Here is a 20207-nt window from a genome sequence, read left to right as displayed (position 1 = left end):
ATGCAGTAGTTGTAGTTGCTGTAAATTTAGGGTTTTAGTAAGGTTGAATAAATATTTGCTACAAGATTTGCTACAAGAAAGTTAAAGCTTGACCCCGCACTTGCGTATTTACCTGGCCTTTGTCATAAACTATTTCACCGCCGACAATAGTGGTTTTAGCCCAACCAGTCAAGTTCCAGCCTTCAAAAGGACTCCAATGGCATTTGGTTAAAAGTTCCTCGCGCCGGACTGGGCGGTATGTATTTAAATCTACAAGTACCAAATCAGCATCGTAACCAGGTGCGATCGCTCCCTTATTCGGAATACCATAAGCCACAGCTACAGCTTTAGACATCCAGTTTACAACTTGAGCAACAGTACACTTGCCCTCCATTGCCGCAGTTAACATCAAAGCGAGGGAAGTTTCCACCCCAGGCATTCCTGATGGGCTATTGGGATATTCTTGAGCTTTTTCTTCTAAGGTGTGCGGCGCGTGATCTGTAGCGATGAAATCAATTACGCCATCGCGCAAAGCTTGCCAGAGAACTTCGTTATCGTGGGGCGATCGCAAAGGTGGATTCATCTGTGCTAATGTGCCAATTGTTTCATAAGCACTAGTATTTAATAACAAATGCTGTGGTGTCACCTCTGCTGTCACCCAACTCGGTTTCTCCTGACGCAGCAAATCTGCTTCTTCGGCAGTTGACATATGGAGAATATGCAAGCGGCGTTGATATTTTTGAGAAAGTTTTAATGCTAGTTGGGTTGCCAGCAACGCCGCTTGATTATCTTGAATTTGCGAGTGAACGGCTGGATCGTGAATGTTGGCAAATTCTTGGCGGCGTTGGTTGATTCTAGCTTGGTCTTCGGCATGAACGGCAATTAAGCGATCGCCTTTAGCAAATATCGCCTCCAATGCTGTTTCACCATCAATCAACAACTGACCATGCATCGACCCCATGAAAATCTTAATTCCCGGTGTTGGCTTTGCTAAAAGCAAATCTGGTAAATTCTCTGCTGTTGCCCCAATAAAAAAGCCATAATTAACTAAGGATTTGTGTGAGGCCCGTTCTAGCTTGTCGTCTAAAGCCTCTTGTGTCGTAGTTAGGGGGCGCGTATTGGGCATTTCTAAAAAAGAAGTGACTCCCCCTTTAGCACAAGCACAACTGGCGGTGAATAAATCTTCCTTGTGTTCTAATCCAGGTTCCCGGAAATGCACCTGCGGATCGATAACTCCTGGCAACAAAGTTAAACCTTCTGCGTCAATTTCAGTGACTAGTGCTGTTTGGGAGATTTCTGGCGCAACTTCGACTATTTGGCGATCGCGCGTCAACACATCCCCAACCATCAGTTCACCATTGGGTAAGATTATGCGAGCGCGGCGAATCAGTAACATTTTTGGAGATGACATAGGGATAACCAAGTTTAGACAGCGAGTTATGTATTACAGAGAACCATGCTTTTAGGTTAAACTTATTCGCGATCGGAGTAACCAATTTTTGCCGCGCCTTAAAAAAAAGTTTATTTTTAACAACAGAGGCAGCAGGAGTTTAAGTCCTCTACCAAATCTCCGACCTCCTGCCTCCTGCCCCCTGCCTCCTTCCCAATCCACAATCTAAAATTGGTAGTCAAGATGCAAACATAACTAGGAAATTAAAATTTTCCCGTTAAGATTAACAGATAAAGTCTCACTAGGCGAGTTAATTACCTACATCTTTCGTTAAGTTAAGTAATTTCATGCATAATCAAGTGTCTGATAACAATTCTAGTCAACAACCCGATAATTCTTGGATCGCAGAGCTAGGTAGAACAATTGTATTGAGCATTGTTCTAGCTCTGGGAATTCGTACATTTGTTGCTGAAGCACGCTGGATTCCTTCTGGCTCAATGGAACCAACTCTGCATGGTACGCCGAACCAATGGGAGGCAGACAAAATTATTGTCGATAAGTTGAAGTATAAATTTGCTGACCCGCAGCGGGGAGACATAGTAGTATTTTCACCGACGAAAGAGCTGCAAAAAGAACAATATCAAGATGCTTTTATTAAACGTATAATTGCCTTACCTGGAGAAAAAATACAACTTAAGGATGGCAAAGTCTATATCAACGACAAACCTCTACCAGAAGCCAATTACCTCAGTTCTGGGCAGACCACAGTTATTGATGTTTGCCAATCAGGGCCACAGCCACCTTTTTTGGCCAAACCCCAGACTATACCAGCCGATTCATATTTAGTATTGGGTGATAATCGTAACAGTAGTTACGATGGTCGCTGCTGGGGTCTTGTCCCCCGCCAGAATATTATTGGACGTGCTGTAGTTCGCTTCTGGCCTTTAAATCATGTTGGCGGCATCGATAAATCGCCAGTATATCCATAATTAACAAACAATATTGCTCAAATAGCTTATTAACAAAAGAATTTTAGATTTTAGATTGGGGACTACTAAATCACCAATCTAAAATCCAAAATCTGTCTTGAAAAGTTCAGTTCGCTCTTTGCGAGATACTGCGACTTTTCGCCAAATCTCAAATCCAAATATTGCTATGACGCCGTACCTAGCTAAGATTTTACTGTATCCAGTTAAATCACTGGATGGTGTTGAAGTTGAGAACGCTAGAGTTCTTGCCAGTGGCGCACTACAGTATGACCGCGAGTTTGCTATTTTTGACGAACAAGGTAGATTTGTCAATGGCAAGCGTCATGCCAAAATCCATTTAATAAGGGCACAATTTGCACTTTTAAATAGAACTGTCTCGTTGCAAATCCCCGATCGCAGCTTACAACAAATTTTTCATCTGGATGAGGAACGGCAAGCATTAGAAGCAACTTTGAGTGATTATTTTGAGTTTGCTGTCAAATTGGGACAAAACTCTTTGATGGGTTTTCCTGACGATACACACTCACTTGGCCCAACGGTAATTAGTACGGCCACATTGGCAGAGGTAGCTTCTTGGTTTCCTGGTTTAAGTGTAGATGAAATGCGCCGTCGGATGCGTGCCAACATCGAAATTGGTGGTGTACCAGCATTTTGGGAAGATCGGCTATTTAGCGAACAAGGTGATTTAGTCTCTTTTCGAGTGGGAGATGTAGACTTTTTTGGGGTTAACCCATGTCAGCGTTGTATAGTCCCAACACGCAATTCTTATTTAGGGGAAGCTTACCCAAACTTTCAAAAAATCTTTACAACCCAGCGACAAGCAACTTTGCCAAATGGGGTTGCTTCATCGCCTTTTAATCACTTTTATCGATTGAGTATAAATACTCAACTACCGCCATCATCAGCCGGAAAAATTTTACAAATCGGTGATGAAGTTGACATAAATTTACAACAAAGTTAGCATTTTGTAAAAATAAAAAATACAAAGTAAATTTTCTTGGATTTTTTTTGTTTATGCTGTGTATTTGCATAACAATTCTAAAATTGCTGTAGTTAAATATAAGTTCTTGTACAAGTCCAGGGGTTTCCAGACCAGAAAATCATACACATCAGCAATTAAAAATTAAATTTAGGATTGGGTGCTAATGGCAACCTGAATTTTAGAATGGCATACTGGAACTTATTGGTTAAATTTCAGTTCATCTGAGAAAATTTGTGGAAATATCGCCAGATAAAACTGAGCAAATTCAGGTGCGATGGCGTACCCACGTTGACGATTTATATAGTGGACTACTCCTGTACAAAGTTTGAAAATTAGGCGTTGGAGGAAGTCAGCCAGTCAAACAATTATAAGTATTTCGTATTATTTTATACTTTTAGTATAAAATTTTTATAAAGAGCGATGTCTGCCGTAATTATACTTATATAGAATGTAGCTAGCATGGCAAAATGCATCTAGTAGATGCTGGGGAAGAATAAAACTACAATGTTATCTAAACTTCAGCCCGTCAAATCATTTAATCGCTTAGTTGGCAAAGTTTATGCCAAGATGCCCCTGAGATATGTTCTGATTGTGCCCTTTATCTTGCAAATTTGTGGGGCGGTGGGACTTGTGGGCTATCTTTCGTATCAAAACGGCCAAAAAGCGGTAAAGGAGCTTGCTACTCAATTAGAAAATGAAATCTGCGATCGCATTGAACAGCATCTTGATAGCTATTTAACAACTCCGAATCAAATCAATCAAATCAACTTAGATGCGGTTGAGCTAGGTTTGCTAAACCTTTCGGACTTTCAAACCACCGGCAATTACTTTTGGAAACAAATGCAGGTTTTCAATATTGGCTACAACAGCTTTGCCAATTCCAAAGGTGAATTTATCGGTGTTGAACGTCTAGATAATGGCAAGTTCCTAATTAATGAAGTTAGCCAAAAGGGTGGTATAGGCAAACTTTATATTTATCCTACAGACAACCAAGGAAATCGCCGCCATTTGCAGCAAGTCAAAAATTACGATCCTCGCCTAGAAGCTTGGTATACAGATCCAGTCAAGAGCGGCAAACGAGTTTGGAGTCAAATTTATCCTTGGGAAGATAAACCAGAAATTTTATCCATATCTTCCAGCTATCCTGTTTACGATAAAAATCGAAAATTCGTTGGGGTGATTAGTGTTGATTTGCTCTTGTCACAAATCAGCAAGTTTTTAGCTAAGTTAAAAATCAAAGGGTCGGGTAAAACTTTTATTTTAGAGCGTTCTGGGTATATAGTGGCTTCTTCTACTAGCGAGCCACCATATAGGATCGTTAATGGTAAAGGAAAACGTCTATCAGCATTAAATAGTCAAAATTCTTTAATTAAACTCACAACACAGTCTTTGATCGAACGCTTTGGCAGTCTTAAGTTTGTTGTGGGGAAGCAACAGCTAAGTTTTACCGCCGATGGAATGCGTTATTTTGTACAGGTAAAAAGCTGGAAGGACGAACTGGGTTTAGATTGGCTAATTGTGGCGGTGATTCCCGAAGGCGAATTTATGGAGCAAATTAATGCCAACACCCGCATCACGATTTTGCTGTGCATAGTTGCTTTTTTAGTGGCTACCAGAATTGGGATTTTGACTGCTCGTTGGGTAATTAAGCCGATTTTACAATTAAACAGATCGGCGAAGAAAATTGCTCAAGGTGAATGGGAGGAAACACCAGATATTCAGCGTTCCGATGAACTGGGGGAACTAGCCAAATCATTTGAAACTATGGCAAAGCAACTCCAAGCATCCTTTAGTGCTTTAGAAGCAAAGAATGCCCAGATGCAAGTTTTAAATGAGGCGCTATCTCATAATCAGAGTCAGCTAACTCAATTTTTAGAAGCCATACCGGTCGGTGTATTTATCATCGATGCTGAAGGTGAACCTTATTATACAAATCAGATTGGGCAGCAAATTCTTGGTCAAGGAGCGATCGCAGAAGTTAAAGTCGAAGAATTGTCAGAGATATATCAAGCTTACCTTGCCGGCACAAATCAACTTTACCCCAGCGATCGCTTGCCGATTTTGAGAGCATTGCTTGGGGAAAGCATCAGGGTTGATGATATGGAAATTCGCCGTTGTGGCAAGATTACTCGCATTGAGGTTTTAGGAAAGCCAATTTATAATGAATCGGGGAATGTGGCTTTTGCGATCGCCACATTTTTTGATATCACTCAACGCAAACAAACAGAAAAGTTATTAGCAGAATACAATCGCACCTTAGAGGCTCAAGTAAAAAAACGCACTAAAGAGTTCCAGCAAGTTATCGAGCAACTGCAAACCACCCAAGAAGAACTGATTCAATCGCAAAAAATCGCTGCACAGGAACAACAAGCAGCCGTTCGGGAAGCAGCGCGAAGTGCTGCCGCCAATCTCGCCAAAAGCGAATTCCTGGCTAACATGAGCCACGAACTGCGTACCCCACTCAATGCCATTCTTGGTTTTACCCAAGTCATGAGTCGAGATTATTCGCTATCTAGCGAACATCAAGAAAACTTGGCAATAATTAATCGTGCCGGCGAACATCTACTCAAATTAATTAACGACATTCTCGAAATGTCTAAAATCGAAGCTGGCAAAATCACATTAAATCGCAGCAGCTTTGACTTAATTCACCTGTTGAAGAACTTAGAAGAGATGTTGCACTTGCGTGCTGCATCTAAAAATTTAGAATTATTGTTTGAATATGGACAAGATATTCCTAAATACATAGAAACAGACGAAAATAAACTGTGTCAAGTATTGCTCAACCTGTTGGGAAATGCCATCAAATTTACCGATCAAGGGAGGGTGACACTACGGGTGAGAGTGGGGGCAGGGGGGCAGGGGAGCAGGGGAGCAGGGGAGCAGGGGGAGCAGGGGGAGCAAAATTTTTCATATCCCCCTCTTCTCTTCTTTGAGGTACAAGATACTGGCTGTGGTATTGCCCCACAAGAACTTGAATTGCTGTTTGAGGCTTTTGAACAAACCGAAATCGGCAGAAAATTCCAACAAGGGACGGGACTGGGTTTAGCGATTAGCCGTAAATACGTGCAACTGATGGGAGGAGATATTACTGTCAGCACTACGCCTGGTATCGGTAGTACATTTGCCTTTGATGTTCAGATTGCTCTAACTTGCCCTAGAGAAATCCCGATACACCAAATTAAATCACAAATTAGAGCTTTAGCACCTAGTGAAAAAGTATACCGCATCCTAGTAGTTGACGATTCCAAAGAAAGCCGTATATTGCTAGTTAAAATTCTCACATCTCTCGGCTTTGAAGTTAATGAAGCTACAGATGGTAGTGAAGCGATCGCTAATTGGGAATCTTGGCAACCACACTTGATTTTTATGGATATGCGAATGCCAGTCATGGACGGTTACGAAGCCACAAGAATTATTAAAGCTAGAGAAATCGGGCATGGAACAACCAATACGTCGCGGAGGTTCCCAAAATTGAAACAACTGGTGTCATTGGGGAGCCAGTACCTTGCAGGAGAATTAACCGATTCAGTTGAGGGTGAGGTTCTGAAAGTTGTACGCAAAGAGTCTTCAGCACCAGAAACAACTGGTGTTATGGAAAATGATGGTTCTCAGTCCACTTGGCGATCGCGACTGCCAAAAGCCTTGGCTCCCCCTTACGACTTCTCTAGAACAACGCCAGATCGCTGCAATACAAATACAATCATTATTGCCCTAACTGCTAGCGCCTTTGAGGAAGAACGCCAGAAAATTTTGTCTATTGGCTGTGATGATTTTATTCGCAAGCCATTCAAACAGGAAGTATTATTGGAAAAACTGAGCAAACATCTGGGTTTAAAATATACCAATCAAGTAGAAACCACAAACACAGTAGTTGTCGATCAAGCTACACAGATTTTTGTAAGTGTTGCCGAACTCCTGGGTCATTTATCACAAATGTCACCTGAGTGGCTCCAACAGATTCACTATGCCGCAGCCAGCTGTAGCGATGAACTGATTTTAGAGTTACTCAAACAAATTCCATCAGATAATGCTCAAGTTTTCCAAGTTCTCAGGGATTTAGCAAATAACTACCAGTTTGAGAAAATCATGGAATTGACTACAACAAACTTAGAATGAATTACGAGCATTTAGACCCTAATAAAAAAGATATTTTGATCGTTGATGATATGGCGGATAACCTCCGGGTTTTATCCTCCATATTGACAAGGGAAGGGTATAACGTTCGTAAAGCGTTAAACTGGCAAATGGCACTGACAGCAACTCAAACATTATTACCCGATCTGATTCTACTCGATATCATGATGCCAGAAGTAGATGGCTATGAAATTTGCCAGACCTTTAAAGCTTGGGAGCTAACAGCCGATATCCCAGTAATTTTTATTAGTGCTTTAGATGATGTTTTTGACAAAGTTAAAGCTTTTAAAGTCGGTGGTGTAGACTATATCACCAAACCTTTTGAGTTTCAAGAAGTTTTAGTGCGCGTGCAAAATCAACTGGCATTGAGATCGGCACGATTAGAAATATTGAAACTAAATGTTGAACTGGAACATCGGGTAAAACAGCGGACTAGAGAGCTAGAAAAAACTCTCCAAGAACTCCAGCAAGAAATCCATTCCCGCCAGAAATTGCAAAGTCAACTGCTAGATATAGCACTACATGATTCCTTGACTGGATTATCAAACCGAGTTTTATTTATTAGGCGACTAGAAAATGCTCTAAATCGGGCGAAACAAGAATCTAGTTATCAGTTTGCAGTACTTTTTTTGGACTGCGATCGCTTCAAAGTTGTCAATGATTCCCTTGGTCATCCGGTGGGAGATGAATTGCTGATAGCCATTGCTCAACGCTTACAAGCGTGTATCATACCTGCTGATACTTTAGCACGATTGGGCGGGGACGAATTTGGAATTCTCTTAGAAAATATCACAGATATCAATATAGCAATCCAAGTTGCAGAAAGGATTTTGCAACAGTTATCACTTGCTTTTCAACTGTCAAGATATGAAGTATTTATGAATGCCAGTATTGGCATTAGTTGGGGAAATAAAGATTACGATCGCCCAGAGTATTTGCTGCGAGATGCTGATACGGCAATGTATCGGGCTAAGGCTCAAGGAAGGGCTAACTATCACGTTTTTAATCCAGCGATGCATCAGGAAGCTATTCAGCTTTTAGAGTTAGAAAATGACCTGCGGAGGGCTGTGGAAAGGCGAGAATTCCTCGTTTACTATCAGCCGATTATTTCCCTGGTTACAGGCAGAATTTCTGGATTTGAAGCCTTGGTGCGCTGGCAACATCCAATTCGTGGTTTGATTTCTCCCATAGAATTTATTCCTGTAGCCGAAGAAACAGGTTTAATTAATGCCATCAATACTTGGGTATTACAATCAGCTTGTCATCAATTAAGCATCTGGCAACATTATCCAGTGACACCAGAACCTCTAACTATGAGTGTCAATTTGAGTGCAAGATTATTTTTACAGCCGAATTTGGTAGAACAAATCGACCGCATAATTTATGAAAATAAAATAAATCCGGCATATTTAGAATTAGAAATTACCGAAAGTGTAATCATGGAAAATACCGATGCGATAAAAATAATTCTTGAACGACTAAAGCAGCGAAAAATAAAGTTGATTATGGATGACTTTGGTACAGGATATTCCTCTTTAAGTTACCTACATAGCTTTCCTTTGAATGCACTTAAAATTGATAAATCCTTCGTCAAACGGATGCAGGAGAATAAAGAGAATATGGGGTTAGTACCAGCAATGATTGGCATTGCCAACTCAATGGGGATGAGTGCGATCGCTGAAGGTGTCGAAACACAAGAACAGTTAGCCCAATTGAGAAGTTTAAACTGTAATTTTGCTCAAGGATATTTATTTTCTAAACCCATAGAACAACGACTGGCTGTTGAGTTGCTCACCTCAGCACCTCAATGGTAGCTATCAAGTAGCACCTGGAAAAAATTTCATTGTCGATCCTTGGCTTATTATCTGTGAGTGCTAGCTACTATAATCCTTACAGCAGTTGATCGGGTTGCCAAAGGTGATAACTAGCCAATAGCTTCGATAATTTGCAAAACTCTCTAGCCACGTGAGAGTTAAACTATAAATATAAGTATTTCGGTGAAATCGGTCAACAAATTTTAAGGTGATTTCAAAGAAGGATTTACTATCCTCAATAATTATACGCATAACTTTTGATCAATAATGCATTTTAATCAAACTAACCATCAGAAAAGAAATATTTTGGTGGTCGATGATACCCCAGATAATTTGCGGCTTTTATCGGCGATGTTGACTGCACAAGGTTTTGAAGTTCGCAAAGCCTTAAACGGTAAAATGGCACTGACTGCATGTCAAATGGTTTTGCCTGATGTGATTTTGCTAGATATCAATATGCCAGGTATGGATGGCTACCAAGTTTGTCAACAACTAAAAGCTGACGATAAAACTAGTGAAGTCCCAGTAATTTTTATTAGCGCCCTAGATGATGTTGTCGATAAGGTAAAGGCATTTGATGTTGGTGGTGTAGATTATATTGCAAAACCTTTTCATGGTGCAGAAGTGGTGTTGCGAATTGAAAATCAGATTAATTTACGCTTGCTCCAAGTTAAACTGCAAGAAAAAAACTTTTTGCTCCAACAGGCTCTTGACAACTTGAAAGCCTCTCAAGTTCAACAAATTCAGAACGAAAAGATGGTGGCATTGGGACAGTTAGTAGCTGGGCTGGCTCATGAGATTAATAACCCGATCAGTTTTATTTATGGAAATCTCCAATATGCTGGTCAATATGTGGAAGACCTAGTAAATATAATTGAGGTCTATCAGCAAGAATATCCCAAACCTACGCCAAAAATTCAGCAAATAGCCAAAGATTTAGACCTGAATTTTATCATTAAGGATCTACAAAATTTGATAGGTGCAATGTACAGAGGCTCCGATCGCATTCGGGAAATTGTACTGGCGCTACAACATTTCTCTCGGCATGATGAAGCAGAGATGAAACGGGTAAATATCCATGAAGACATCGAAAATACTTTAGTGATGTTACAACATCGGCTCAGGGAAGCAGCCGATCGCCCGGCAATTGTTGTAGTGAAAGATTATGGTAACTTACCCCTAGTCACTTGTTATGCGAGTGAATTAAATCAAGTATTTATGCATTTATTGAATAATGCTATTGATGCAATAGAAGAGGGAGTGGGGAATGGGGAACTCTCTGGGGATCAGGAGCAATGGGGAGTGACGAATCAATCTTCTACTCCTTACTCTCTAAAACCTACTCCCCAAATTCGGATTCATACAGAGGTGACAGACTTGAATCTAGTCAAAATTGCGATCGCTGATAATGGTCTTGGTATTGAAGAGTCGTTGCGATCGCGTTTATTTGACCCATTTTTTACGACAAAACCTGTGGGCAAAGGCAGTGGGCTAGGATTATCTATTAGTTATCAGATTATCGTCCAAAAACACCGAGGAAATATAAGCTGTAACTCATCTGTGGGCAAAGGAGCAGAGTTTGCGATCGAAATTCCCATAGAGCAGCCTGATATCTCATCGCAATTTTCAAAATCGGAAAAGGGATTGGGACTGGGGATTAGGGAGATGGAGAGCAAAGAAGCAGAGGAGCAGGGGGAGCAGAGAAGCAGAGGAGCAGGGGAAGCAGGGGAAGCAGGGGAAGCAGGGGAAGCAGGGGAAGCAGGGGAAGCAGGGGAAGCAGGGGAAGCAGGGAAGCAGGAGAGAATAATAATTCCTGACAAATGACCAATGACAAATGACAAATGACCAATGACAAATGACAAATGACGAATGACCAATGACCAATGACAAATGACAAATAAATCTAATTAATCAACAATTCTGGTGCTACCAATCCTTTTTGGATAGCTAAGACTGCGGCTTGAGTGCGATCGCGTACTTCTAGTTTCTGTAAAATAGCATGGACATGAACCCGCACTGTACCAGGGGCAATGTAGAGAATTTCAGCAATTTCTTGATTGCTTTTGCCAGCTGCTACCAGTGCCAAAATTTCTTGCTCCCGCTTCGTTAAAGGATTTTCTAAAGATTCCTCAGTTTTTGCAGACTGCACCGCCATCGAATTCCCCTCAAAAGCGGCTCTAATTTCAGTTGTTGCCGTTTGATCCCACCAAGAAGCGCCCGCAGCAACCGATCGCACTGCCAATATTAAAGACTCAGCCGGAATACCTTTAAGACAGTAACCTTGCGCCCCAGCGGCAATTAACCGCGAAATCAGGGGTTTTTCAGAACGAGACGTTAAAACGAGAATTGGTAAATTTGGGTGCTTCTCCTTGATTTGGCGACAAGCCTCAATCCCGCCAATTCCCGGTAAACCTATATCCAGCAACACCAAATCCAGAGGATAGCGATTGGCTAATTCTACAGCTTGTTCCCCATCTTCCGCTTCTGCGACAATCTCTAAACTGGTTTCTTGTTGCAACCGCATCCGCAAACCAAGCCGAAATAATTCATCATCTTCAACTAGTAAGATTTTTGTCATTTGTTATTGGTCATTTGTCATTTGTCATTTGTCATTTGTCTCTGCTCCCCTGCTGCCCTACTCCCCTGCCCACCTGCCCCTCATCTTCCCGGTGGTGGACAAGCTGGGAGTCGGAAACCAAACAGTGCGCCGCGTGGTGAGCGATTCTCTGCCCAAATTGTACCCCCATGAGCAGTAATAATTTGCCTGGTCAAATAAAGTCCTAGCCCAGAACCGGAGACGTGGCGATCGCTATTTCCTTGATAAAATCTCTCAAATAAGTGAGGTAACTCTTTTTCGGTAATGCCGGAACCAGTATCGAGTATTTTTACCACTTGATCGCTAGAATAACCTTCAAATACTACTTCTACTTTACCGCCACGAGGAGTATGGTTAATGCCATTACTCAGGAGATTGCTGAAAACTCGCCCAAGTTGCAAAGAATCGCCATTTACCCAGAGAAAGCTGCGAAAATCTGATTCGCCATAGTGCAGAGAAATATAAACCTGACGTGTTCTCGCTAGTTCAGTTAGTGTCGCGATTATCTCCTCCGCCACTGTCACCAAGTTAACTGGTGATATCTGTAATTTCAGCCCTTCGGCATCATTGCGGTACACATCTAAAAGTGTTTGAACTAATTGCAGTGTACTCCGATGACTACGAGCCATTGTTTGTAAGACTTTTGCTTGCATCGGTGTGATTTCACCGAATTGCTCATTTTGAAAATATTTCAGCGTTTCAATTGCTCCTAATAGGGGTGTTTTCAAATCATGCGTTAGGGTAGAAACAAAATCTTCACGCATGATAGCTAGTTGTTCTTGGGAGCGTAATTGTGCTTGAGTATAAGCGATCGCTTCTTCGTTGCGATGGTTGCGATCGCTTAACCAACCTGTTACCATCAACGCCAACACTGCAATTAACCTATTTGCCAACGTTGACAGATAAAGTATTTCTCTTCCGGGAACAAGCAGGTCTAATAATGTTAATCCTGTAGCTGCAAGAGTGATCCCCAACACAGCACCCCGATTCAAGCGGGAATCTGCTAACAAAATCGTCCCTGTGTAGAGGTAGCCAAATACATACTCAGGTGGTGTTGAAAATTCCAACACTATCACGATCGCAAAGGCGATCGCTATTAGCCCATAGGTCTTTCCACGCTCATTTATAGCTTCTTTCATAGTCAATAATCGACTTAACATCGTCATTTATGATTTACTAAAAAATCGTAATTATACAATCTGTATAACTATTTAATTCACCAATTACGAGCTATCTGCAATCTATATCTGCAAATGCCAACTTAAAAATTAACCCAAAAAATACGATTATCCAAATGCAGGAAAGGAGACTGGAGAGTGGAAACTGGGTAGTTGCCCACAACAAGCGGGGTCTTTACTACTATCTTCCCAATTCCTAATCCCATTAAGAAAATACTTTATGATATTTATATTCTTTGAAAGTAGCAAACTGGGAAAATGTATTGTATAAACAAATAATCCTAAGTAGTGAGATAGATGAATTAAGAGTCAAAATTAAATATTCTTAACGAAAACTTTAATAAGTATCTGGAAAATAGTCAGAACTGAAAATATTCAGGAGTTATGTTAGCGGATAGCTAAGGTTGAGCCAGTACTGAGTAAAAAGTAATGAGTCAGAATTAGTACTTATGAATCTTCCTACTCTCAGTTGAGGCACTTACTACTGGAAACTGATTTGATGCTAAGTGCGATTATTGCTTTTCGTACTCAGCATTTTTAGGGAAATCCCTTGAAATCAAATACTCCCACAGTTAATCTATTATTTCTCAGAATTGGCTTGCTACAACTTAAATTTAATTTAGCGTAAAATATATGGGACAAGGTTTTTTGCAAATTGGCTTAACGCTGTGTATTGTCATAGCAATCACTCCATTATTCGGAAAATACATAGCGCGTGTCTTTTTGGGAGAAAGAACACTGCTTGATTTTTTAATGAACCCCATAGAGCGAAGTATGTTCGTATTTGCGGGTGTTCGGAGAAAAGATGACATGACGGGTTGGGAGTATATCCGGGCCATACTCTGTTGCAACACGGTCATGGCTATTTCAGTGTATTTTCTGATATATTTTCAGAGACTTTTACCCTGGAATCCAAACAGCTTCGGTGCGCCCAATTGGGATGTATTGCTGCATACAACGATTTCATTTGTAACGAATACCGACCAACAACACTATGTAGGTGAGACAACCTTAAGCTATTTTAGCCAAGTAGCGGCTTTAGGCTTTTTGATGTTCACCTCCGCAGCCACCGGTTTAGCCGTGGGAATTGCCTTTATTCGCGGGTTGACGGGTAGAAGACTGGGAAACTTTTACGTCGATCTCGTCCGTGGAATTACCCGAATATTGCTGCCGATTTCAATTATTGGCGCGATCGCTTTGTTGGTAGCAGGTGTACCACAAACCTTAGCTGGGACTATGGATGTGCAAACCTTAGAAGGCGGGACGCAATATCTGGCCAGAGGCCCGGTGGCATCCTTTGAAGCGATCAAACTTTTGGGCGAGAACGGCGGCGGCTTTTTTGGCGTCAACTCTGCACATCCCTTTGAAAATCCCAATGGCGCTTCTAATTTGATAGAAATGCTTGCCATGATTTCTATCCCAGCAGCCTTGATTTACACCTACGGTATATTTGCCAACAACATCAAACAAGCTTGGCTACTTTTTTGGATGGTGTTTGTGATTTTTGTCATTCTGGTGGGAGTTACAGCCGTGGGAGAATTGCAAGGTAATCCCCTGGTTAATACCGCCTTTGGATTAGAACAGCCTAATTTAGAGGGTAAAGAAGTTCGATTTGGTTGGGTACAGACAGCATTTTGGGCAGTGATGACTACTGCTACTATGTCTGGTGCTGTGAACGGAATGCACGATTCTTTGATGCCGCAAGGAATATTTTCGACTCTCTTCAACTTATTTATCCAGGTTATCTGGGGTGGTCAAGGAACTGGAACAGCTTACTTATTTATTTACTTAATTCTCACAGTCTTCCTAACTGGACTCATGGCAGGACGTACCCCAGAGTTTTTAGGACGCAAAATTGAAAAGCGGGAAATCGTCCTCGCTAGCGTAGTGCTGTTGATTCACCCAATTCTAATTTTGATTCCCAGTGCGATCGCTTTGGCTTATCCCATCTCCCTATCTGGAATTAGCAACGCTGGCTATCACGGTATTTCTCAGGTAGTTTATGAATATGCCTCAGCAGCAGCAAATAATGGTTCGGGCTTAGAGGGCTTGGGGGATAACACCCTGTGGTGGAACTTGAGTACTTTAGTTAGCCTAATCGGAGGACGCTACATTCCGATGATTGCCATCCTGCTGCTAGCTGACGGGATGTCTCGCAAACAACCAGTACAAGAAACCCCTGCAACCCTAAGAACTGATTCTCTAGTATTTACTGGGATCGCGGCTGGAGTCACGCTGGTTTTGGGAGTATTAACTTTCTTTCCCGTTCTGGCTTTAGGCCCCATAGCTGAGGGTTTAAAACTAGCATCTGGCAGTTAGAAAAGTTATGAGTTATAAGTTTTAAATTAAGAAAGTATCAAAAAGTAATTTAGGAGGCAGGAGTAACCCAGACTTAAAAGTGTAAGATTCAAGCAAGAAAGGTTATATAGCTGTAGTTAGATATGTTAGGACAGTGTTGATTTCTCAACGCCCTGCTAACATCACTCAGCTATATCTTGCGCTACGCGTCTCGTACCAGTATCTTATTTTAACTGGGTAATTACTCAGAACTAAAGTTTTCATTCATACTTATTTCCTCCTGGCTCCTGCCGTTATCTTATAAATTATCCGGTTTCGTAGGATGCGTTACTAACGCATCCTACAGGTTGGGTATTTTTTTATTAGAAGTTCCTATAACTCCTAACTCCTAACTTCTCACTGCTAACTTTATTTATGAATCCAGTGGCAACTAACTTCAAAGCTAGACGCCCAAGTTCTCGTTCTGGCGATCGCCGCCAAAAACGTAAAAAGACCAGGGCAAATAATAAGTGGCTGTACTTAAGAGCAATTAGAGATGCTTTTGTCAAGCTCAACCCTAAGTATGCAATCAAAAATCCCGTAATCTTTGTGGTTTGGGTAGGGACAATCATCATCCTATTGCTAACGATCGATCCCAACCTATTTGGCCCAGCCCTTCAAAAGAACCCGCAAGTTTTCAACGCCTTGTTGTCGGGGATTTTATTCTTTACAGTTTGGTTTGCCAATTTTGCCGAAGCAGTCGCAGAAGGGCGGGGTAAAGCTCAAGCCGATGCCTTGCGGTTAACAAAGTTAGAGGCGATCGCTAAAAAACTTGCTGCCGATGGCACACTTAGTGAAGTTTCATCCACCAGCCTCAAACAGGGCGATACCATCTACGTCGTTGCTGGCGATATCATCCCCGCCGATGGTGAAGTAATCATGGGTGTGGCCTCAGTGGATGAATCGGCAATTACTGGGGAATCCGCACCAGTATTAAAAGAATCAGGCTCTGATGTTGCTAGTTCCGTCACTGGTGGAACGCGGATTATCTCCGATGAACTGATTATCCGCATCACATCTGACCCAGGCAAAGGCTTTATTGACCGAATGATTACTTTAGTAGAAGGGGCAGAACGCAGCAAAACACCTAATGAAATTGCCCTCACGGTATTGTTGGCAGTTCTCAGCTTAGTGTTTTTGTTAGTTGTAGTCACCTTGCCCGCCCTTGCTTACTATGTCAACAGTCCAGTCAGCGTCCCAATTTTAATTGCCTTATTAGTAGCATTAATTCCTACCACCATTGGCGGCTTACTAAGTACCATCGGTATTGCTGGTATGGATCGAGTTGCCCAATTTAACGTCATTGCCACATCAGGACGAGCAGTCGAAGCCTGTGGTGATATCAATACTTTACTTCTTGACAAAACAGGTACAATTACTCTCGGCAACCGTCTGGCAGAAGAGTTTATTCCCCTCAACGGTCATTCAATGTCAGAAATTGCTAATGTTGCCTGGGCAGCTAGTGTCTTTGACAATACACCAGAAGGAAAATCCATTGTCCGACTAGCAGAAAAGTTAGGCGCACGGTTTGATTTTGACTCCACTCAGGCAGAAGGAGTCAGTTTTTCCGCCAAAACCCGGATGAGTGGGACGAATTTACCTGGTGGCTATGAGGCCAGAAAGGGAGCAGTAGAAGCGATTAAAGGATTTGTCCGTTCCCGCAACGGACGCAATACACCAGAATTGGATGCTGTTTACGAACGAGTTTCTCGCTTGGGAGGTACACCCTTAGCAGTTAGCTTAGATAACGAAATCTATGGGATTATTTATCTCAAAGATATAGTTAAACCTGGTATCCGCGATCGCTTTGAGCAACTGCGACGGATGGGAGTACGTACCATCATGTTAACTGGAGACAACCGAATTACCGCTTCTGTCATTGCCAAAGAAGCTGGGGTTGATGACTTCATTGCCGAAGCCACACCAGAAGACAAAATCAGTATCATTAAACAGGAACAAGCAGCAGGTAAACTGGTAGCCATGACGGGAGATGGAACTAACGATGCTCCCGCATTAGCCCAAGCTAACGTCGGTGTGGCGATGAATACGGGAACGCAAGCTGCAAAAGAAGCCGCTAACATGATCGATTTGGACTCCGATCCTACAAAGCTACTCGATATCATTGGTATTGGTAAACAATTGTTGATTACTCGCGGAGCATTGACGACATTTTCCATCGCTAATGATATTGCTAAATACTTTGCAATTATCCCAGTGATATTTGTCGCTGCTAACTTGCAAAGCATGAATATTATGAATTTGACTAGCCCTAAATCTGCTGTAATCTCAGCATTGATTTATAATGCTTTGATTATTCCCGCTTTGATTCCCTTGGCATTAAAGGGTGTGAGGTTTAGACCGCTGACAGCTAATCAGTTACTCCAACGCAATATCTTAATTTACGGCTTAGGTGGGGTGATTGCGCCGTTTATTGCAATTAAGTTGATCGATGTACTGATTACACTTGTGGGCTTGGCTTAAGGATAGCAAAAGTAGAGACACTGAGAAACGATCGCATCTTCACCAAAGTAAAATAATAAACATTTTTACTTTTACCTGTTGACGGGAGGGACAAGAAGAATATAAATAAATATCGTTTTCATTCAGCACTACTTTGACGATATCCTTTGTTTAGTCGCAATGGCATAAACAACATCTACCACTCGCTATTTTGATCTTTCTGTGCTTGAATGTGCTGTGCTTGAATGTGGTAACTGCCCCAGTTGTTGTTTATGCTGTTGCTAACAGTATCTTATAACCTCCTGTTAGGTGGGCAAAAAAATTAAAAATTAAAAATTAAAAATTTAATTTTAGGCGCAATTGGAAAATTTTTTATGGCTATTATTCGAGAAACCATCAGAGCAATTTTTATAACTCTAATGCTTTGGTTGTTGACTGCAATTATCTATCCGCTGGGAATTCTTGTAGTGGGTCAAGTTTTTTTGCCCTATCAAGCTAATGGCAGCATCATGCGGAATTTAAATAATGAACCAATTGGTTCGGCTTTGATTGGTCAGGTGTTCACATCTGAGCGATATTTCCATTCTCGTCCTAGTACTGTTAGATACAGCCAAGGAAAAAAAGCCAAGCCAACTGGCATATCTGGAGCTAGCAATCTCGCTGTCAGCAATCCAGAACTACTAAAGCGGATTTTAGAAGAGGCAGATAAATTGCGAGACGAAAATCTTCAACCGATAGCTGATATAATTTATACCTCTGGTTCTGGTTTAGACCCGCATATTTCCTTTAAAGCAGCACGACAGCAATTGACGCGAGTTGCTGGTGCGCGGGGAGTAAAAGAAGATGAGATTTTACGTTTAATTAATAAGTATACTGATGACAGATTTTTATGGATTTTTGGCGAACCGGGAGTCAATGTTCTCCGATTGAATTATGCTCTTGATTTGCAAGATATTAATCGTCAGCAAAATTAATAAATGGGCATTGGGCATGGGTAAAGCGCTGTTTTCGTTTCCGATGAAGTAGGAGTACTAAGTAAGTGGGCGGGAATAAACCAAATTATGCTATGAAACGAAAATAGGCTTAAAATCCTTACCAATGACAAATAACCAATACTTTGGCTTCTCTTCTCTACGAGAGGCTGCGCCAACGAGACGCTACGCGAACGCTCAGTACAAGTGACAAAGGACAAATGACCAATACTGGTTCGGCTGGGAATGCGCCTTTAAATTCTGCAAGTTACTCGCTTTATCCGGCACGACGGCGGGGTAAGCATAAAATCTTTATTGGTATGGCTCCTGGAGTAGGCAAAACCTACCGGATGCTGGAAGAGGGACACGCATTCAAACATGAAGGAATTGATGTTGTCGTTGGGCTTTTGGAAACCCACGGACGCAAGGAGACAGCTGAAAAGGCAGAGGGACTGGAACTTATACCCCGTAAGAAATATCCTCGCGGTGAGTTGACACTGATGGATATGGATACAGATGCTATTTTAAAGCGATCGCCCCAATTAGTTTTAATCGATGAACTTGCCCATACTAATGTCCCTGGTTCTCCACGCGAAAAGCGCTACGAAGATGTAGAAGTAGTTTTGGCAGCCGGGATTGATGTCTACTCCACAATGAATGTGCAACATTTGGAAAGTCTCAATGATTTAGTAGCTAGAATTACAGGTGTGGTAGTCCGGGAGCGGGTTCCTGACAGGATTATGGATGAAGCAGATGAAATAGTGGTAGTAGATGTCACACCAGAAACACTGCAAGAACGGTTATTAGAAGGCAAGATTTACGCACAGCCCAAAATCCAACAATCCCTCGATAATTTTTTCCAACGCCGTAACCTGATTGCTTTACGGGAGTTGGCTTTGCGGGAAGTAGCAGACAACGTAGAAGGAAATGCGATCGCTACTATCCCCAATGGGCAATCCTGTAATATTCACGAGCGGGTTTTGGTGTGTGTATCTACTTATCCCAACTCAGTGCAATTGTTACGCCGGGGTGCAAGGTTGGCTAACTATATGAACGCGCCGCTTTATACCTTGTTCGTTGCCGATCCAGAACGCTTCCTTACCAAAGAAGAAAGCTTACACATCCACACTTGTGAGAAACTGTGTAAAGAATTTGAAGGTACTTTTCTTCGTGTTACCAACAGTAATATAGCTAATGCGATCGCGGAAGTCGCTGAGAGACATCGTATCACCCAAATTGTAATTGGAGAAAGTCAGCGATCGCGCTGGCAAATGCTCCTCAAAGGATCTTTGACGCAAAAATTAGTGCGCTTGCTCAAAAATATAGATTTGCATATCATTGCCAGCGAAAAAATGGTTTCACCCAAATAAGCGA

The 20207-nt window shown here is 41.8% G+C and carries 12 protein-coding genes; 9 read left to right on the top strand and 3 right to left on the bottom strand.

Going from position 1 to position 20207, the window contains the following annotated elements:
• Nucleotides 1-70: 70 nt before the first annotated feature.
• On the bottom strand, nt 71-1390 hold the full coding sequence (locus V7K61_RS29800) for a dihydroorotase (protein ID WP_335059178.1): 1320 nt from the start codon (nt 1388-1390) through the stop codon (nt 71-73).
• A 326-nt stretch (nt 1391-1716) separates the two neighbouring features.
• Here V7K61_RS29800 and lepB point away from each other — a divergent pair, with 326 nt between their 5' ends.
• The 5 genes from lepB to V7K61_RS29775 all read left to right on the top strand — a co-directional run bounded on the left by lepB (nt 1717) and on the right by V7K61_RS29775 (nt 11115).
• Entirely contained in the window at nt 1717-2358 is a 642-nt protein-coding gene (gene lepB, locus V7K61_RS29795) for a signal peptidase I (RefSeq protein ID WP_335059176.1), read from the top strand.
• Between the two features lie 166 nt (nt 2359-2524).
• Complete coding sequence (locus V7K61_RS29790) at nt 2525-3319, top strand: MOSC domain-containing protein (RefSeq protein ID WP_335059174.1); 795 nt, start codon at nt 2525-2527, stop codon at nt 3317-3319.
• 525 nt (nt 3320-3844) lie between these two features.
• Entirely contained in the window at nt 3845-7459 is a 3615-nt protein-coding gene (locus V7K61_RS29785) for an ATP-binding protein (RefSeq protein WP_335059172.1), read from the top strand.
• Nucleotides 7456-9291: a GGDEF/EAL domain-containing response regulator gene (locus V7K61_RS29780; RefSeq protein ID WP_335059170.1), complete on the top strand. Its 1836-nt coding sequence runs from the start codon at nt 7456-7458 to the stop codon at nt 9289-9291. The genes V7K61_RS29785 and V7K61_RS29780 overlap by 4 nt, the downstream gene beginning before the upstream one ends.
• Before the next feature lie 267 nt (nt 9292-9558).
• Nucleotides 9559-11115, top strand: a complete 1557-nt coding sequence (locus V7K61_RS29775; protein WP_335059168.1) for a hybrid sensor histidine kinase/response regulator — start codon at nt 9559-9561, stop codon at nt 11113-11115.
• A gap of 79 nt (nt 11116-11194) precedes the next feature.
• On the opposite strand, the gene V7K61_RS29770 is transcribed toward V7K61_RS29775, so the two are convergent.
• Entirely contained in the window at nt 11195-11869 is a 675-nt protein-coding gene (locus V7K61_RS29770; RefSeq protein ID WP_335059166.1) for a response regulator transcription factor, read from the bottom strand.
• An 80-nt stretch (nt 11870-11949) separates the two neighbouring features.
• On the bottom strand, nt 11950-13047 hold the full coding sequence (locus tag V7K61_RS29765) for a sensor histidine kinase (protein WP_335059267.1): 1098 nt from the start codon (nt 13045-13047) through the stop codon (nt 11950-11952).
• Between the two features lie 651 nt (nt 13048-13698).
• Between V7K61_RS29765 and kdpA the strand changes: the two genes are divergently transcribed.
• From kdpA to V7K61_RS29745, 4 genes are all read left to right on the top strand, one after another.
• Nucleotides 13699-15384: a potassium-transporting ATPase subunit KdpA gene (kdpA, locus tag V7K61_RS29760; RefSeq protein WP_335059164.1), complete on the top strand. Its 1686-nt coding sequence runs from the start codon at nt 13699-13701 to the stop codon at nt 15382-15384.
• A gap of 393 nt (nt 15385-15777) precedes the next feature.
• Nucleotides 15778-17883: a potassium-transporting ATPase subunit KdpB gene (gene kdpB, locus V7K61_RS29755; RefSeq protein WP_335059162.1), complete on the top strand. Its 2106-nt coding sequence runs from the start codon at nt 15778-15780 to the stop codon at nt 17881-17883.
• A 353-nt stretch (nt 17884-18236) separates the two neighbouring features.
• Nucleotides 18237-18836 carry a K(+)-transporting ATPase subunit C gene (gene kdpC, locus V7K61_RS29750; RefSeq protein WP_335059160.1) on the top strand — a complete coding sequence of 200 codons (600 nt, stop codon included), beginning with the start codon at nt 18237-18239 and terminating at the stop codon, nt 18834-18836.
• 218 nt (nt 18837-19054) lie between these two features.
• Entirely contained in the window at nt 19055-20203 is a 1149-nt protein-coding gene (locus tag V7K61_RS29745; protein ID WP_335059158.1) for a universal stress protein, read from the top strand.
• Nucleotides 20204-20207 lie beyond the last annotated feature (4 nt).

The sequence above is a fragment of the Nostoc sp. genome, from assembly GCF_036918015.1.
Taxonomy (GTDB): Bacteria; Cyanobacteriota; Cyanobacteriia; order Cyanobacteriales; family Nostocaceae; genus Nostoc.
The sequence above is the reverse complement of the archived record's forward strand: the minus strand, read 5'-3'. Positions and strand labels throughout refer to the sequence as shown.

Bases quoted from the DNA above. Each gene is read 5' to 3' on its own strand.
- V7K61_RS29800 (WP_335059178.1), bottom strand. From the start codon at position 1,390: ATGTCATCTCCAAAAATGTTACTGATTCGCCGCGCTCGCATAATCTTA.
- V7K61_RS29780 (WP_335059170.1), top strand. From the start codon at position 7,456: ATGAATTACGAGCATTTAGACCCTAATAAAAAAGATATTTTGATCGTT.
- kdpA (WP_335059164.1), top strand. From the start codon at position 13,699: ATGGGACAAGGTTTTTTGCAAATTGGCTTAACGCTGTGTATTGTCATA.
- V7K61_RS29790 (WP_335059174.1), top strand. From the start codon at position 2,525: ATGACGCCGTACCTAGCTAAGATTTTACTGTATCCAGTTAAATCACTG.
- V7K61_RS29775 (WP_335059168.1), top strand. From the start codon at position 9,559: ATGCATTTTAATCAAACTAACCATCAGAAAAGAAATATTTTGGTGGTC.
- lepB (WP_335059176.1), top strand. From the start codon at position 1,717: ATGCATAATCAAGTGTCTGATAACAATTCTAGTCAACAACCCGATAAT.
- kdpC (WP_335059160.1), top strand. From the start codon at position 18,237: ATGGCTATTATTCGAGAAACCATCAGAGCAATTTTTATAACTCTAATG.
- V7K61_RS29785 (WP_335059172.1), top strand. From the start codon at position 3,845: ATGTTATCTAAACTTCAGCCCGTCAAATCATTTAATCGCTTAGTTGGC.
- V7K61_RS29765 (WP_335059267.1), bottom strand. From the start codon at position 13,047: ATGTTAAGTCGATTATTGACTATGAAAGAAGCTATAAATGAGCGTGGA.
- V7K61_RS29745 (WP_335059158.1), top strand. From the start codon at position 19,055: ATGACCAATACTGGTTCGGCTGGGAATGCGCCTTTAAATTCTGCAAGT.
- kdpB (WP_335059162.1), top strand. From the start codon at position 15,778: ATGAATCCAGTGGCAACTAACTTCAAAGCTAGACGCCCAAGTTCTCGT.
- V7K61_RS29770 (WP_335059166.1), bottom strand. From the start codon at position 11,869: ATGACAAAAATCTTACTAGTTGAAGATGATGAATTATTTCGGCTTGGT.